General features: G+C 48.5%; 12 protein-coding genes and 1 pseudogene. All 13 read right to left on the reverse strand.

The window, feature by feature from the left end:
- Window positions 1-379 precede the first annotated feature (379 nt).
- Window positions 380-811 (reverse strand): annotated as a pseudogene (locus AC4EVX_RS03575) (NifB/NifX family molybdenum-iron cluster-binding protein); the annotation flags it as partial.
- A gap of 63 nt (window positions 812-874) precedes the next feature.
- Window positions 875-1,063, reverse strand: a complete 189-nt coding sequence (locus AC4EVX_RS03580; protein WP_490159573.1) for a winged helix-turn-helix transcriptional regulator — start codon at window positions 1,061-1,063, stop codon at window positions 875-877.
- A 178-nt stretch (window positions 1,064-1,241) separates the two neighbouring features.
- Window positions 1,242-1,985: an amino acid ABC transporter ATP-binding protein gene (locus AC4EVX_RS03585; protein WP_308450581.1), complete on the reverse strand. Its 744-nt coding sequence runs from the start codon at window positions 1,983-1,985 to the stop codon at window positions 1,242-1,244.
- Complete coding sequence (locus AC4EVX_RS03590; RefSeq protein WP_308450580.1) at window positions 1,986-2,783, reverse strand: amino acid ABC transporter permease; 798 nt, start codon at window positions 2,781-2,783, stop codon at window positions 1,986-1,988.
- A 247-nt stretch (window positions 2,784-3,030) separates the two neighbouring features.
- The gene (locus tag AC4EVX_RS03595) at window positions 3,031-3,984 is read right to left on the reverse strand and encodes a transporter substrate-binding domain-containing protein (RefSeq protein ID WP_177977286.1); all 954 of its coding nucleotides are present in this window, start codon (window positions 3,982-3,984) and stop codon (window positions 3,031-3,033) included.
- Window positions 3,985-4,233: 249 nt separating this feature from the next.
- Window positions 4,234-6,081, reverse strand: a complete 1,848-nt coding sequence (locus AC4EVX_RS03600; RefSeq protein WP_490159574.1) for a VanW family protein — start codon at window positions 6,079-6,081, stop codon at window positions 4,234-4,236.
- 68 nt (window positions 6,082-6,149) lie between these two features.
- On the reverse strand, window positions 6,150-8,117 hold the full coding sequence (locus AC4EVX_RS03605) for a L,D-transpeptidase (protein WP_490159575.1): 1,968 nt from the start codon (window positions 8,115-8,117) through the stop codon (window positions 6,150-6,152).
- 178 nt (window positions 8,118-8,295) lie between these two features.
- Window positions 8,296-9,702 (reverse strand): L,D-transpeptidase family protein, encoded by a 1,407-nt coding sequence (locus AC4EVX_RS03610; protein ID WP_490159576.1) that lies wholly within the window; start codon window positions 9,700-9,702, stop codon window positions 8,296-8,298.
- 331 nt (window positions 9,703-10,033) lie between these two features.
- Entirely contained in the window at window positions 10,034-10,948 is a 915-nt protein-coding gene (locus AC4EVX_RS03615; RefSeq protein WP_490159577.1) for a patatin-like phospholipase family protein, read from the reverse strand.
- Between the two features lie 117 nt (window positions 10,949-11,065).
- Entirely contained in the window at window positions 11,066-11,959 is an 894-nt protein-coding gene (locus tag AC4EVX_RS03620; protein WP_490159578.1) for an SseB family protein, read from the reverse strand.
- Between the two features lie 213 nt (window positions 11,960-12,172).
- Entirely contained in the window at window positions 12,173-13,297 is a 1,125-nt protein-coding gene (locus AC4EVX_RS03625) for an ABC transporter ATP-binding protein (RefSeq protein WP_490159579.1), read from the reverse strand.
- 194 nt (window positions 13,298-13,491) lie between these two features.
- On the reverse strand, window positions 13,492-14,532 hold the full coding sequence (locus tag AC4EVX_RS03630; protein ID WP_490159580.1) for a FecCD family ABC transporter permease: 1,041 nt from the start codon (window positions 14,530-14,532) through the stop codon (window positions 13,492-13,494).
- 112 nt (window positions 14,533-14,644) lie between these two features.
- Window positions 14,645-15,847, reverse strand: a complete 1,203-nt coding sequence (locus AC4EVX_RS03635) for an ABC transporter substrate-binding protein (RefSeq protein ID WP_490159581.1) — start codon at window positions 15,845-15,847, stop codon at window positions 14,645-14,647.
- Window positions 15,848-15,924: the final 77 nt, after the last annotated feature.

The raw sequence follows: 15,924 nt of genomic DNA on the forward strand, positions 1-15,924 counted from the left end.
TGTGCTAGAACTCCAACTAATAATGCCTCCCTAGAAGCAATCAACAATTTAATTAAGATAGAAATACTTAATGATTTTCACATCACAAGCAATAAAAACATTAAACGTGATACAACAAAACATATCAGATTCTTTGAAAAAATATCTATCTTTTGTCGACTATTACAGTTTCAAAAAATCCCACTCTAACTGTTGACATAGAACCTGAAAATAAAACAGAAAAAACTACACTTAACATTTTTTTATTGCTACGCGTAATTTCCCTGTTTACTCGATGGTTCTCTCATTTCAGAAATTCAAACATGATAAAGTTAGAGAAAAGTATGGAAAAAGAAGAATCTGATTGAACAACTGGTTATAAAGTGAACAATCTACTCCCTTAGCACTTTCCTCTATTTCCTGTGCATCCGTGTTTCTCTTCCCCACACTTATGCTCTCCGCAGGAATGTGCATGTTCATGATGGGTGCAGTGCACATCCGGATTGTAGCTTAAATCCCCTGCTAAATAATGTTTCACTGCCTCGTCTGCATCTCCGCTCACGCCACCATACAGCTGAATGCCTGCACTGGCAAGTGCATTTTGTGCTCCGCCTCCAATTCCACCGCAGATCAGCACTTCAACACCTGCATTCGTCAAAAATGAAGCTAAGGCTCCATGTCCCTGACCATTCGTATCGATGATCTGCGTCTCTTTGATTTCCCCATTCTCAACCTCATACAGCTTAAACTGGCTTGTGTGTCCAAAATGCTGAAAGATTTCTCCATTTTCGTAAGTTACTCCAATTCTCATTTTTCCTTCTCCTTCTTTTTCTATTAATATTTCTGTTTCTTCCACCACTATTTTAAACTACAAATCTGAATTGCGAAACCGTTTTTATCTGCGATGGTCGCACTTTTGGCACTGCACCATCTCATTTTCCCCATCTTCTTTATAAAATATATCCGACCATTGACAACTGCTCTGTAAAATCGGGACGATGGAATTTCCTTTTTGCGTCAGCGAATATTCCACGCGATGGGGAATCTCATCATAAGACTTTCTATCAACGATTTTATCTTCCATTAGCAAATTTGTAAGTGGCTATTAAATTTCCTAGTATTAGTTTTTCAGCATGATTTTCCTGGTATTGTGCCACAAAAATAGGGTTCACGCATAAATCCCAAATTTATACATGAACCCAAAACCAACTTATCCGTCCAATTAAAAATCTTTATTTTTGAATAAATTATTTCTGAATAAGTTATCCCTGAATAAATCTGCTCAAGAATTCCTGAGTCTTTGCCTTCTGCGGGTTACCGAAGATCTCTTCTGGCTTGCCCTGCTCCTCGATGACTCCGTCTGCCATGAAAACAACGTGGCTCGAGACATCGCGGGCAAATGCCATCTCATGCGTCACAATAATCATCGTGATACCCTCTTTTGCGAGTGTGCGCATAACGGCAAGCACTTCCCCGACCATCTGCGGGTCAAGTGCGGAAGTCGGCTCGTCGAACAGCAGAACCTCCGGCTCCATCGCAAGCGCACGGGCGATTGCGACACGCTGTTTCTGACCACCGGAAATCTGGCGTGGCTTTGCGTTGATGTACGGTGCCATGCCGACTTTCTCGAGGTACTTCATCGCGTTCTTCTTTGCCTCTTCCTTGTTCTTCTTCAGAACTTTCGTCTGACCGACGATACAGTTTTCAAGGACTGTCATGTTGTTAAACAGGTTAAAGCTCTGGAACACCATGCCGACCTTGGAACGGTATGCCGGAACGTTGACGCCCGGGCTTGTGATGTCGTTGCCGTGGTAGAGGATCTCACCGGTTGTCGGAGTCTCAAGCATGTTGACACAGCGCAGAAGCGTGGATTTTCCGGAACCAGAAGCACCGATGATACAGGTCACATCGCCGGTATTTACCGTGAAATCGATGTCACGCAAAACGACGTGCTTTCCGAAGGATTTGCTCAGGTGGCTGATCTCCAATACATGTTCTGATGCCATTTACTCTTCCTCCTTCTTCTTTGTCTTGTCGCCGTAGCTGTACATTCCGCTCGTGTGTGCCAGCGTATCTGTCGTCGCTAAGTCATAGTTGTCTGCACCATCCATACGGTTCTCCACCCAACGCAGGAGACGGGAACATGCAAATGTCATGATGAAATACATGATCATCGTGATCGTGTAAGTCTCAAAGTTCATGTAAAGTGCACCCGCTGCCGCCTTCGTCTTGTAGAGAAGCTCTGCGACACCAATTACGGAGAGCACACAGCTATCCTTAATGTTAATGATCAGGTTGTTGCCGATCTGGGGCATGATGTTGCGCAGTGCCTGTGGCAGAATGACGTAGATCATCGTCTGAACGTGCGTCATACCGATCGCCTTTGCGCCCTCTGTCTGTCCCGGATCGACGGAGAGAATACCGCCACGAACCGTCTCAGCCATGTATGCACCCGTATTGATCGAGAGGATGAAATACGCTGCCTGTGTCATCGTCGGATTGATTCCCATGAGCGGGAAGAGTCCAAAGTAGATGAACATCGCCTGCGCCATCATCGGCGTACCGCGGAAGAACTCCACATATACATTTAAAATAAATTTGAATACGCGCAGAACAATCTTCTTTGCGAGGGAATCTTTCTCCTCCATCGGGATCGTCTGCACCAGTCCTACCGCAAATCCGATCAAACATCCCACGATCGTGCCCACGATTGCAATCTTCAGGCTGACGCCTGCACCCTGCAACATAGACATTCCATATCGCTGAAATACGACCATCACACGGCCTAAAAAGTCTGTTGGCATAGTAATTTTCGCTCCTTACTTTCCTGCTTTCTTTCTTCTGCAACTTTACCAAACTTGTTTTATTGAAATCATTTTACTGAAACTGTTTTACCGAACTCTTCTTCTGAAATAAACCAGTCACTCAAAGGCGACACAAGGCGAAGAAGTCCGCACAGGACTTTCTTCGCCGTCAGAGCCGTCAAAACATCTACCTTCGTTCCAAAATTCCAAAATTTAAAAGTTTCAAAAATTTAAACTTCAAAATTCCTTAGTTTGCCAGAGGCTGAACGGAAATTGCCTCGTCCATCATCTTTGCGTAATCATCCTTATCCATTGTAGCCAGAACGCCGTTGATGGCATCCTTTAACTCGGTGTTGCCCTTCTTTAAGGAGATGCCGATGTTGATGTCCTCATCGCTTACCTGGAAATCGTCATCCCCGCCACCAAACTCAAGCATCTTGAAGTCCGGATAAGCAACCAGAGCACCCTTACCGGTCGGCTGATCGGTAACTACGATGTCACACTTGTCTGCCTCGAGGGACATCAGCATATCCGGTGCGCTTGCGGTAGCGGACAGAATGTTTGCGTCCTGAATCTGCGGGAGACATACGGTGTACCAGATCGTGCTCTGCTGGGAGGTGCAGGTTGCGCCAGCCAGATCAGCAACGCTCGTTGCATTCTCATACTTTCCGCCAGCCTTTACCAGTGTAACGATGCTTGCATAGTAATACGGATCAGTGAAGTCTACTGCTTCCTGACGCTCCTTCGTGATCGACTGTCCTGCAATGACGCAGTCTACCTGACCAGTCTGAACAGCCGGAATCAGAGAATCCCAGTCAAGACGAACGATCTGTAAATCATATCCAAGCTCGTCTGCGATCTTCTTTGCCATCATGACATCGTATCCATAAGCGTACTCGTTGCTGTCTGCGATCGGAACAGCTCCGTTGGAATCGTCCGGCTGAGTCCAGTTGTACGGTGCATATGCGCACTCCATTGCTACCTTCAAGACTTTCTTGTCTGCGGAATCTGCCTTGGCATCCTTTGCATCTGCGCTCTTCTCTGTCTCTGCGGACTCACTGCTCTCTGCATTTGCATCTGCACTCTCTGCCTTTGTCTCAGCTGTCGTAGCAGAAGTCGCACTTCCACCACAGGCACTCAAAGATGCCATTGCCACGACTGCAACTGCGGTTGTAGTCAGAACTTTTAAATTCTTTTTCATAATTGTATCCTCCTCAACGTTCTGTTACTCTCCGGACTTAAAATGAGAGCAAGAAAATCCCCTTCCCCGGGGACCCCCTTGCCCTCATCCTTAATCCGTTTTTGACTGTACCTATCATACAACCCTAAAAAACGTTTGTCAATTCCTTTTTATATCAATCTAGTAGGTAATTTTTACCGTTTTGTTCCTGTATCATACGGCATTTCCGTTTAGAAAATGCCTATCCATGCACAGGAACACCTTTTTTCTTTAAGAAAGCGGTGGAACGATCGGCACATCCGAAGAAATCGGTGCAGATCCCGGAGCCTGCTGTTCTGCCTGTGGCTCCTTCGGAGCAGAAGTCGTCTCAGCCTTGGTTTCTGCTTTCGTCTCGGCTTTTGTCTCCGCCTTCGTTTCTGCCTTTGTCTCAGCTTTTGTTTCCGCTTTTGTTTCCGCTTTCGTCTCCGCCTTTGTCGTCTCCTTCTGCTTTGCCTTCGTCTCTTCCTTGGCTGCTTTTGCCTTTGTGGTTTCCTTTATGTTCTCCTTCGTTGCCTCAGTCGACTTCGCTGTGGTTTCCTTCTTCGTCCCCGAACGCTCCTGAGTCGTATTCGTGTTCGTCGTATTCGTTGAGCTCGTGGAATTTGAAGAATTTGTCACACTGCCTCCGGCACTCTGACTCTCATTGAGCGCAGATCCGGTTTCACCTGCGGTATTGCGGTGAATCTCCGCGGAATGTCCCTGATAAACCTTAGAGTGATCCTCGGTTCTTGAGACTTCCTGACCGTTCTGGTACACAACCTTGTAGGTAACCCAACGACTTCCGCTCGTTCCGGCTTTCACGGTCTTCTCGGTTCCCGGTTTCAGGGAAACATCCTCGACATAAACCGGGTCCGGCTGGTCAAGCTCTTCCGTCTTCTCAGACACAAGATCCCAGGTCTCTCCCTCCGGCAGGACACGGATTCCGTAGAGAGAAACCGTCGCCTTGCGGTTTGAATAACTTGCAAGAATACCGACCGGATACTCGGATGTATTTACAAAACGGAAGTCCGGATAATCCCAGCTGATTGCCGCATCCTGTCCCGGAGTCACATAGTTCGGCTCAAAGGTATGGGAACGTCGATAAGTGACTTCCATTCCTGCCTGAAACACGACACGGTAGAGTGTGCTCGACATCTGGCAGACGCCTCCGCCGACTTCCTGAACAACCTCTCCGCTGTTGTAGGCAGCTGCCTCCTGATAGCCCTTTTCCGGTGTGCGCTGTCCGACAATGGCATTGAACGAGAACTCCTCTCCCGGCTGGACAATCGTGCCGTTGAGTGCTTCTGCTGCCAGACGAACGTTCGTGTTTCTCTTCTCATTCTCCGTCGTCTCCGTCGTGAATGTTGCAAGCGTCGTATACTTCTGGCGCGCCTCGTCAATCGTGAGCTTCTGAACATTGTCACCAAACTCTGCCTGAACAACTGCATCAAACTGACCGTTCTTCACTGCGCTCATGATGTCGGAAACCATCTTTTCCTCATTGAGTTTCAATCCCGAACATCCATCGCTGAAGAGAAACTGTCCATTCGCTGAATCGTAACGGTCAATCACGGCATTTTTTGCCTGCTTATCCCACTTTTCTGCATAGGTTGCAACCTGATCTGCGACAAGCTCCTGAAGTTTTGTCTCATCGAGTTCACGCTCACCGGTTGCTCCGTCCTGATAAATATCGGTCAGGCACTCGCTGATCCACTCTCTTGTGAGATCCGGAACTGCCTCGGTCTCCTCGCTCTCCTCATCCTGCTTAACCTGGATCGCCCACGGATAGCTCTTTACGATCTCCGCGAGTGCCTCCTCCTTCGTCAGTCCGTTTAACGCGATTCCATTGACCGTCAGCGCGGTGCAGGTCTTTGCCTCTGCATTCTCTGCACCGCTCTCCGCCGTCGTCACTGCCTTCGGTGAAGAAGCACCGCTTCTTCCCTTGACAACTGCTCCGACAATCAGAACTGCCATCACAACAACAGCTCCACCTGCCAGAACAACTGCGGATGAACTACGTCTCTTTTTCTTCTTTGTGCGCACCTTCGGTCCCTGATAAGACGACCGAAATTTGCCTTCACGCTCAGGTTCTCTCTTCATAACTGTTTCTCTCCTCAAAAAATCTCTATACAAACAAACTCATAACACTAAACTTAGAAAATAAATTTCTAGTGGTAACACAGCACCGCAGTTCCGGCGGAAATATTTTCATAAATCGTCTTTGCAACTGCCGGCGGAAGGTTGATGCATCCGTGAGATCCGTTTGTCTTGTAGATCGTTCCTCCAAAACTTGATCTCCAGTAAGCATCGTGCAGACCAATTCCTCCATTGAATGGCATCCAATAAGAAACCGGTGTCGAATAGTTCTCGCCCTTGAGCGTTGCATTTCTCTGCTTGTAGGTCAGCGGATAAGCTCCGGCCGGCGTGCTCCATCCCTTCGACTCATTTCCGGACACGAAATCCGACTGGACAACAAGGCTTCCGCCCTTGTAGAAGTAGAGGTGCTGGGCAGTCAGGTTGATCTCCACATAAGTACTTCCGTAATCGTTTCCATCATGGGAAGCCGCTTTCTGCGAATACTGAGGCTCGCGCTCCTGCTTCTCTCCCGCCTCAATCAGTCCTCTCAAGGTCGAGGCCTCCGCGTCCTGATTGATCTTCCATCCATACGGTCCCTTGATTGTCACGGTCTTACCCGTCGTGGTCTTGAGCGTCTTTGGCTGATAAGCGGTATTTCTCTCCTTTGCCATCTGCGCCACATACTCGACAATCTTTGAGGAACTCAGAACCGGATTGCCCTCACCATCATCTGACAGCCAGGTGTTGATTGTATCGCCGTCAAGCGTCTGACGCGCACTTCCAAACTTGTAGGTGATCTTCGCGCCCACATATTTGTTCCACATTGCAACCTTGTTCTGTAAATCTTCATTGTCAGACGTGATTGCCGGTTTCAGATAAACATCTGCATCCTCGAGCGAAACCTCATCGTTCAGCCCGATAATTGCCTCAGAAATCACAGAGAGAGCCGACTGCTCATCAAGCGTATTTCCCTGCACTTCCTCGACAACCTGATACCCTGTTCCGCTGATATAATCTGATCGGTGCGCATCAACCGGCGCAGTAACCTGTTCCGGATCCATACATGACAGACTGTGGAAAACCTCGTCCATCTTCGTCTCATCAAATGCGACGATCGTATCCATTGTAAAAATGCGGTCTGTTCGCAGATATTTTCCCCAGACATAAGGATTCTGATCCTCAATCAGTTTCTCAAGGGTTCCGTCGTAAACCGGGTGAAGGTCAATCTGCGGTCCGCTCAGCTGTTCCGTCTGATCTCCACGCTCGCGAATCGTGATCGTGTACTGGTTGATTCCCGCCTCAATCTGCTCCTTCACCTGATCCGGAGTCAGACCGGAGGCATCGATGCCGTTAATCCGTGTGTTCGGGAAGTAGACGGTCTTATACTTCTGGGCAAGTCCAACATAGACACCGCCTGCGACAACAAGAGCAATTCCTGCAACAATCCCGAGTCCCTTCAAAATAGCCTTTCCGGAAATCGAGGAGGTCTTCTCCTCATCAGCCACCGCAGTCTCCTGACGCATTGCCTCCGCTTCACGGCGAAGTGCTTCCTCTCGCGCTGACCGGCTTCGCGACATTCCCCTGCGGGGCATCTCCACCGCAACAGCTCCCCCCGCCGAGGCTTCAAATGTATTCACCTGGGTCGGCTCACTCTGTCGTGTACGACTTCTTCTCACGCTCTGGCGTGCCTGTCCATCCGCACTCGAATTATCTGTGCCTGAATTGCTGTTTTCCAAACGGTTGCGAGTTTCCTCATTCTGACTTCCTCTTCTGCGACTTCGAGCCCGCATCTGCCTGCGCTCTCCTGCAGCCTCTGAGATGTCTTCCTCCTCCGACCATTCCGGATTCAGGATCTGAGCCGTCATCTTTGCTGATTCCGAACCAGATGATTCCGGCTCTGCATGTTTCCCTCTCTTTGTCTGACGTCTCGTCCGTTCTTCGCGCTCTATCTTCTCCGTATGCTTCTCTGTATGTCCCTGTTCTGGCTTTACGCTTCCCCGTCTCCGACTTCTTCCGCGAATACTGATCTCCTCCGCTGTGCCTGCATTCTGGTCTGTCATATCTCTTCTTCCTTTTTATCTATCCTTCGTTTCTGCATTCTCATCTCATACTGCGCAAAACTCATATTGCACAAAACGCTCCAAAAAGCGGAACTGCCACAGGTCGATTCCCCCATAGCAATCCCGCTCTGTCTCGTTTCTAAAATCCGGCGACAAAGAATATGCCCTGACCCGGTCTCTACTGATAACAGATAACCGGAATTCCTTTATACACCAGATCATAGAGAAGTTTTGCCTTCTCCGGCGGAAGGTTCACACAACCGTGACTTCCACTGTTCTGATAAATCGTACCGCCAAACTTGCTTCTCCATGTCGCATCATGGAATCCGATTCCGCCGTTAAATGGCATCCAGTAGGAAACCGGACTCTCATATTCATACGTTCCGTCTGCCTTCTTTGCCCCACGCAGAACCCGGTCTCTCTCCTTGTAAGTCAGGCTGTAAAGACCTGCCGGAGTCGTATAATTCTTTGAGACATTTCCGGTTACGCACGGTGCATCCCAGACAACGCTTCCATCTTTCGTCATGTAAACATGCTGTCCGGTCAAATCCACCTCGACGTAAGTCGTACCCCACTCCTGTGCGGAATGGTCGACTGCGGTCTGTGCATACTGTGGCTCTCTCGACTGCGTCTGTCCCGTGCGAATCATACCGATCAATGCATCAGTCTCCGCATTCTGGTCAATCTTCCATCCGTAAGGACCGCTCACGCTCACATCGCGCCCCGTCGCCGTGTGGAAGGTGCGCGTTGTTCCCGCAGTATTGTACTTTCCTGCAAGCGTCTGTACCCATCCTGCGACCTGATCGCGATTCATCTGAATCTGACCATCAGCCGTTCCCGTAATCCAGGAACAGATTGTCGCAGAGTCGAGTACCTCGCTCTGATCTCCAATCACGTAGGTGATGCTCATCTCACGAACCTGATTGAGAGTATCGCAGAGATTTTTGAGTCTCTCATCATCTTTTGTGACTGTGACTGCATAATAACACCCGGACGCTTCCAGGTCAACCTCTGAATTTCCAGAAGTGACTGCATTTTTCACTGCCTCAAGAACCTTATCCGGGTAAAGGTTGTTTCCATTTACCTCGGGAACGATCTCAAACGGCTGTCCCTCCTGATAAGAGGAAATATAAGCGTCCGCCGTCGTCACAATCCCGCTTCCGCTCAGACAATTCAGTGCATTCACCTTGTCAGTCAGTGCCTGCTCATCAAATGTATTTGCCATCTCGGTTCGATTGGAATTGTCCACATCCGGTCCAAATGCGCGTCCGGATGCATTCTGCTGATCGAGGATCGTCTGAAGAAATCCGTCCGGAAGTCCCACCGCAAATCCGATGTCAGCTCCGTTTATCGTCTCTTCCTTTCCGCCTCTCTCTTTTATCTTCAACTGATATTTGCTGGAGTAGAAACTGCTGATATGCTCTCCTGCCTGTTCCACCGTCATACCGCCGATTCCAAGCCCGTTGACCGAAGTGCCTGAAACAAATGCCGAATCGTCCGCCATCGCCGTCATCGACACCGCCAGCCCAAACGCCGTTGTCAAAATGATCCGGCAAAGATTCGTCTTCCATCTTCGTTTTATCAAATCCAAAACCTGCTTTCTGACCGTGCCTTAATTTGGAGCCTTTGAGTCTTGAGAAGTCTTTTGGGATCTCCGCCAATTTTCTCCTGCACAGTTATCCTTATTATAAAGTCCTCCAACTTTCCCGTCAAGTGAAGAGCATCGACAGAAATCTTACAAATTTAATAAGATATTATAATGTTATATCTTAATCATTTGCAAAATACTTTACCGTTTACGCCTTGCGCAAACAGTAACAGATTTTGCCGATGCTTCGCATTCCAAATCGGCAAAATCTGCTACCACCACTGCATCATACGGCATTTTCAGTTCAGAAAATGCCTACCCGTGTACACTAACCAAAATACTTCTGTACTGCCTGCACTCCATTCGCAAACAAGCCCTCACAGTCCTCTGCCGTCAAATCAAAATCGGTCGCATGGATCGTTTTCTCCCGCGAACCGCTTCCCGTCGTCGTGGAAATCCAGATAATCTGTCTCTGATCCTCCTCCGGGCGCATGCTGTTGTCGATTGCTTCCATACAGGTCGAGACGAGTGCTCTCAGATAATCGGGCAGGTTGCGTTTTACCAGCCAGTAGTCTGCTCCCGCCTCCTCATTCCAGTCAAGAAACTGAAATCCGAAAGTCGGACAGTTCGGATCTTCCTCCGCCTCCATTGCCCAGATCGGAAAATTGCTGAGCAATCCTCCGTCCACAAGCAGATGCTCCCGTCCCCTTGCATCCCGCAGAGAGACCGGCTCAAAAAAAACCGGGATGCTCGAACTTGCAAGCACCGCTCTCGCGACAGGAAAGGTCTCCGGATTCAAACCCAAGAGACTCAAATCATCGGGAAAAATCAAAAGTCGACGCATCGACAGATCGCTGACCGGAATGATCAGCCTTCTGCCTCTTCGGTGAAGATCCCCAAATGTCCGAATTCCCCGTTCGGAAAGTACCTGCTCCATCCATTTTTCGAGGTACCGATTGTTGTACACGCCGAGAGAAAAGAGAAGGGACAGCAGTTTTCCCACTGTCCCGAAGTTATCCACCATATCCCGCCCACGAAACTTTCGGTAATTCAGTGTCTCCATCTCTCTTTTCAGTTCTCGGCACTCATAACCGGACGCAATCAGCGCAGCGACCACAGCCCCCGCGGAAGAACCCGCGACAGACTCAAAACGGTAGCCTTCCTGTTCCATCTCACAGGCAGCTCCGACATGAGCGATTCCGCGCACGCCTCCGCCCTCAAAAACTCCTTTACAGCATTTCATGCATACCCCTCCATATCAACGTAACTGTTCCCATGAAAGAATATGCATGAATCCAGTGAAAAGAGCCTGATTTTCGTTACAATTCATGCGTTGGTCCTGCACAAACGATAACGGATTTTACTTTTCTTCCTCGTCGTCCTTCTTCTCAGACTTCTCGGCATTTGCCTCGCGGATTGCGGTAGCTGCCGCATCTGCTGCTGCCTTTGCAAGGACTGCCGGATCATTTGCCGGAACAGCATTCATAACCGGAATCGGACGGGTGATCTGGAGCGGAAGGTTTACTCCCAGCATATTTAAGATAACACCCTTTGCATCCTTATCAAGAACCTTCGGAAGCTGTTCTGCCTTCACAATAACCGGGCGGAAACTGTCATCCTGACAGAATTTGCGGAACTCTAAGACATCGGTAAATACCGGCTGGTATTTCTCGCCGTCCTTGAGCTTAATCATCGGAGTTGCATTTGTATCCTTCTGAATTGCAAAGATCAGACTGCTCTTGCGGAAGTCTGCGAGCATCTCCTCCTGAAGCTCTTTGAGGCGCTCCTTCGTATCCTCCTCTGCCGGTCTGCGAAGCTCCTGTGCAAAATAAACAGCAGTCAGATGAAGCTGTGGGTTCTCCACCCATACAGAGCCATCCGGCGCTTCCTTCTGATCTCTTTTCTTCACGATCTCCTGAATCTGCATCGTCGTCTCTTCTCCGTTAAAGCTCAGATGAAGAGCATTGACACCCATTGTATACAGAGTGGTAAAGAACAGAAGCATCTGCTTAGATGCCAGTTTCAGCACCGTTGTCGGAATCTTCTTCTGTGCCAGCTCCTCGGTCTTTGCCTTTGCGCTCTGCTCGTCAAAATAAATCATAACCTCATCATCAAAGGTTTCCGGATCACACTCTACATAAGGAGCTCTGGTACAAGCAGACATCAAAATAAAGAATTCCCCCTCTTCTTTTGTCAGTCTGATCAGAAGCTCTTTTTTTCCTTCTGTAATCTCCACGTTCTTCTCGTCACTCATAGCTAATCTCCCTGTCTCCATATTTTATCACATCCACAACATCTCTATCCGTTCACAATCTCTACTCTGATGTGTTTGGTATGTTTCTTTATGGACGCATGGCTTCATTATACAAGGTTTCGTTTGCTTTGTAAATCCTTTCTGTCCGGCGCCCTGATTCCATTTTTTTCAAAAAGTTACCGTTCAGAAAATCTGTCTCTGCGTGCGGAAACCTCAAAAATCCTCCAAAATTCCAAGACTCTGCGCCAGATCTTTCAATTCCTGGTTTCTGTGATTCATCGTGCCAAACCGCTCAACGGTACAGAATACTCTCTGGCAGGTCTTCAAGCATTCCACTGCCTGTGCAAATTCTGAATCTCCGATCGGTTCAAATGCCGGAGAGAAAATGAGATTTGCCGACAGTGCCCGCGCAATCGGATATTCCACATCATTTTCTGCAATCACGCCTGCAAAAAACGGTAAATTCTGTCTCTGCAAACGGCGATACAGCGAAATTGCCGATCCCCCTCCACCGATTACAAAAATCTCCGGTGTCCCGTCTCCTTCTGGCCGCTCAAGCTCCACGGTTCCCGTCTGCGCGCAGAACGTTCCCCGCTGAATCTGATACAACTGCGTGATATTCTGATCGGTGAAAATCTCCTCGGGCGTCCCACACCGCTCAATCCGCTCCTGCCCCACACAGACAATATAGTCCGAGATTCGCTCTGCAAGATCCAGTTCATGAAGAGACATCAGCACTGCAATCCCGCGACTTTTCACGAGTTCTTTTAAGAGTGCGAGAAGTTCGAGTTTGTGGCTGACATCAAGGTAGGACGTCGGCTCGTCAAGCACGAGAATTTCCGGCTCCTGCGCAATCGCCCGTGCAAGAAGAACGCGCTGACGCTGTCCGTCGCTGATTCTGGCAAATTCCCGGTCTGCGAGATCTTTTGCGTGGACAAGCTCCATCGCCTCCAGCACTTTTTGTCGGTCTGCCTGCGTCAAAATTCCAAATCTTCCGGTATACGGATAGCGCCCTGCCTCAACGACATCCCGACATGTCATCTGCTCTGGGCGAACTTTCTGCGTCATCATCACCGCCATCTTTTTTGCCGTCTCCGACGCGGACATTATGCTCATCTTTCTTCCGTCGAGATAAACAACGCCACCAAGCAGAGGAAGCTGACCGATCACGCTCTTTAAGATCGTCGACTTGCCGGTCCCGTTTGGACCGATCAGTGTCACGATCTGCCCTGTTCGAACCTGAAGCGCAATCTCCGAGATTAACGGGCGCGAACCGTATCCGACCGCCATCTGTTCGGTTTGAATTTTATTTTCTGGACTCTTCGATGATTTTTCCATGCGTAACTGCCTTTCTGCTCTCTTTTAAATCTTGCCCTATCTTTCTCTTACGTTGTATTTTTTCTTTTCACGCTCCACCTTTTCTCTTTACACTCTGCTTTTTCTTCGCTTCGCCTTTTTCACCTTGTGCTCTGCTTTTTTCGCTTCGCTCCATCGGCACAACCTCAATCTACTATTTTCCCAACCAAACCATATTAATTGTGGGTTCGCTTCACCATCATCCAGATCACAACCGGCGCACCAAAGACTGCTGTCACAGTACTGATTGAGAGTTCGGTCGGCGCAAAGATCGTCCGCGCAATCAAATCACAGAGTAAACAGAATCCTGCTCCACCAAAGAAACATCCCGGAATCACAAACAGCGGTTTCGACGTTCCGAAAATCCGGCGCACAAGCTGGGGAACTGCAATCCCGACAAAGGAAATCGGTCCTGCAAATGCTGTAACACAGGCAGAGAGAATACTTGAGAGCAAAATCAACTCCACACGAAATCTCCGAATGTTAACACCCATACTTCTCGCATATTCCTCTCCGAGCTGACATGCCCCAATCGGCTTTGCAAGCAACATTGCCATCGCCATACCAAGCACCGTCACAACAGTGATTACCCTGACATTTTCCCACGAGATTCCCGAAAAGCTTCCCATCGACCAGTTGTGAAGATTTACAATCTTTGCATCATCCGCAAACGTCACGACAAAATCTGTGATTGCAGAGCAGATGTATCCAATCATAACTCCACAGACTACAAGCATCGCCATCGAACGCACGCGTCCAGAACATACGAGAACAAATCCCATTGAGATCAGTGATCCAATAAATGCAGAGAGGATCAGAGCCGTCGATCCCAGTGCTATTCCTCTTCCAAGAAAGATAATCATTACAAGGGCGACAACCATCTTCGCCCCGGAAGAAATTCCAAGAACAAACGGTCCGGCAATCGGGTTTGCAAAAAAGGTCTGAAGCAAAAATCCAGATACTGAAAGAATTCCGCCGAGAAGCATTGCCGAAAGAAGACGCGGGAGACGAATATCCCAAACAATATGGCAGGCGACCTCATTTTCCTCATTTCCAAGCAAAATTCCGAGAATCTCCGATAGTGAAAGAGGAACACTCCCGGCATTGATATTCCAGAAGACAAGCAAAATCAGAAGCACCAACAGACTGATATACGAAATCTGCACCCGAAGTTTCTGCTTGTCCTCTGATGAATAACTCGCTTGTATATGTTTCATCTCGTTATCTCCTCTGTCACTTTTTATTTAATCTCTATAAAAAAGGGCGACGTTACACACGCTCATCGATTCACATTTTCACTCCACGTTCACTTTGTCCTCGCCTACATTCTTACTTCAACGGATGCAGATACGTCATCTTCGCCGGATCTGGTTCTTCCTCCGTAAACAGCCGGTGCATATCGAGAATCATATCTCCAAGTCCCATACTCTCCTGAAACATATTTTTTCCGGTGCACCACACATGCCCCTCTTTCACCGCCTTAAATCCAGAAAGCAGACTACTCTTTGCGAGAAGCTCCGAGAGACTTTCAAGTTCCCCATCAATCGTGCTGTTGTAAATTAGATAGTCCGCATCTTTTGCCTCTGCATAAAATGCCTCCATCTGCATATTCATCGTGGAAAGTGCATTTCCATTGTCCTCGATATTCTGAGGAAGCGGAATTCCACCTGCCATCCGGATCATCTCTGAGATATAATCTCCAGGTTTTCTGACATTTGCATAGCCGTTTGAGCTGATGTAGAAAAACGTCGCCGTTTTCCCCGAAGCCTGCTCCGCGACAACCTGCTCCACCTCTTTGGCTTTTTCCTCAAAACACGCTTCTGCTTCCTCCTCTTTTCCGAGAAGAACACCGTAAAGTTTGATCCACTCCATGCGTCCGAGAGGGCTCTTCTCATAGCTTGATCGCTCCACAAGTACCGGAATGCCGAGCTTTTGAAGCTGTTCCTTCACCTCAGGGGAATGGGTAATCATCGTAGACTCAATCGCCAAATCACAGGATTTTGAGAGAATCAGCTCATAATCAGGCGCACTGTACTTTCCCGCATAAGTCATCGCCCCCGACTCCATCGCCTGCTTTGCCTCCTCAATATACCATCCACTCTCCTGTGTTCCAGAAAGCGTCACCTGATCAATCGCATCCAGACTGCGAAAAAGATCCATCGCGGACGTCGCCGACAGATAAATATTCGAGAGCGGACGGCAGATCACGGTCACCCTCTCCGGTACATTCTGCGGGATTTCTGCCTGTTCCGGCACAACAAGATAGGTATCTGCATCCCCGATCACAATTTTTTCATACCCGCCCTCATATTTCTCCACTGAAAACTGAGTCGCATAGCGCAGATTCATCGTCTCCTGAAGCGTCATCGTCTCCCAGTCCTGAGAAACTCCTGTGCTTCCTTCCTGTGATCTTGCTCCCTGCTCCGCCGATTTTGACCCTGCATCTTCATTCTTTGCACATCCGGTCAGAGCAATTCCCGTTCCAATCGTCAGCGTCAGCACAATTAGAAAAATCGATAACCTTCTCTGCATGAAACTTTCCTTTTCCCTGCAATTTCCTATTCGTTTTTCCATACGCTTTTCCATACGTCTTTTCATTCGCTTTTTTA

The organism is Brotaphodocola sp. (assembly GCF_983179755.1).

Excerpts from the sequence above, each read along its gene's own strand:
- AC4EVX_RS03580 (WP_490159573.1), bottom strand. The coding sequence starts at position 1,063 with ATGGAAGATAAAATCGTTGATAGAAAGTCTTATGATGAGATTCCCCAT.
- AC4EVX_RS03585 (WP_308450581.1), bottom strand. The coding sequence starts at position 1,985 with ATGGCATCAGAACATGTATTGGAGATCAGCCACCTGAGCAAATCCTTC.
- AC4EVX_RS03590 (WP_308450580.1), bottom strand. The coding sequence starts at position 2,783 with ATGCCAACAGACTTTTTAGGCCGTGTGATGGTCGTATTTCAGCGATAT.
- AC4EVX_RS03595 (WP_177977286.1), bottom strand. The coding sequence starts at position 3,984 with ATGAAAAAGAATTTAAAAGTTCTGACTACAACCGCAGTTGCAGTCGTG.
- AC4EVX_RS03600 (WP_490159574.1), bottom strand. The coding sequence starts at position 6,081 with ATGAAGAGAGAACCTGAGCGTGAAGGCAAATTTCGGTCGTCTTATCAG.
- AC4EVX_RS03605 (WP_490159575.1), bottom strand. The coding sequence starts at position 8,117 with ATGACAGACCAGAATGCAGGCACAGCGGAGGAGATCAGTATTCGCGGA.
- AC4EVX_RS03615 (WP_490159577.1), bottom strand. The coding sequence starts at position 10,948 with ATGAAATGCTGTAAAGGAGTTTTTGAGGGCGGAGGCGTGCGCGGAATC.
- AC4EVX_RS03620 (WP_490159578.1), bottom strand. The coding sequence starts at position 11,959 with ATGAGTGACGAGAAGAACGTGGAGATTACAGAAGGAAAAAAAGAGCTT.
- AC4EVX_RS03625 (WP_490159579.1), bottom strand. The coding sequence starts at position 13,297 with ATGGAAAAATCATCGAAGAGTCCAGAAAATAAAATTCAAACCGAACAG.
- AC4EVX_RS03630 (WP_490159580.1), bottom strand. The coding sequence starts at position 14,532 with ATGAAACATATACAAGCGAGTTATTCATCAGAGGACAAGCAGAAACTT.
- AC4EVX_RS03635 (WP_490159581.1), bottom strand. The coding sequence starts at position 15,847 with ATGCAGAGAAGGTTATCGATTTTTCTAATTGTGCTGACGCTGACGATT.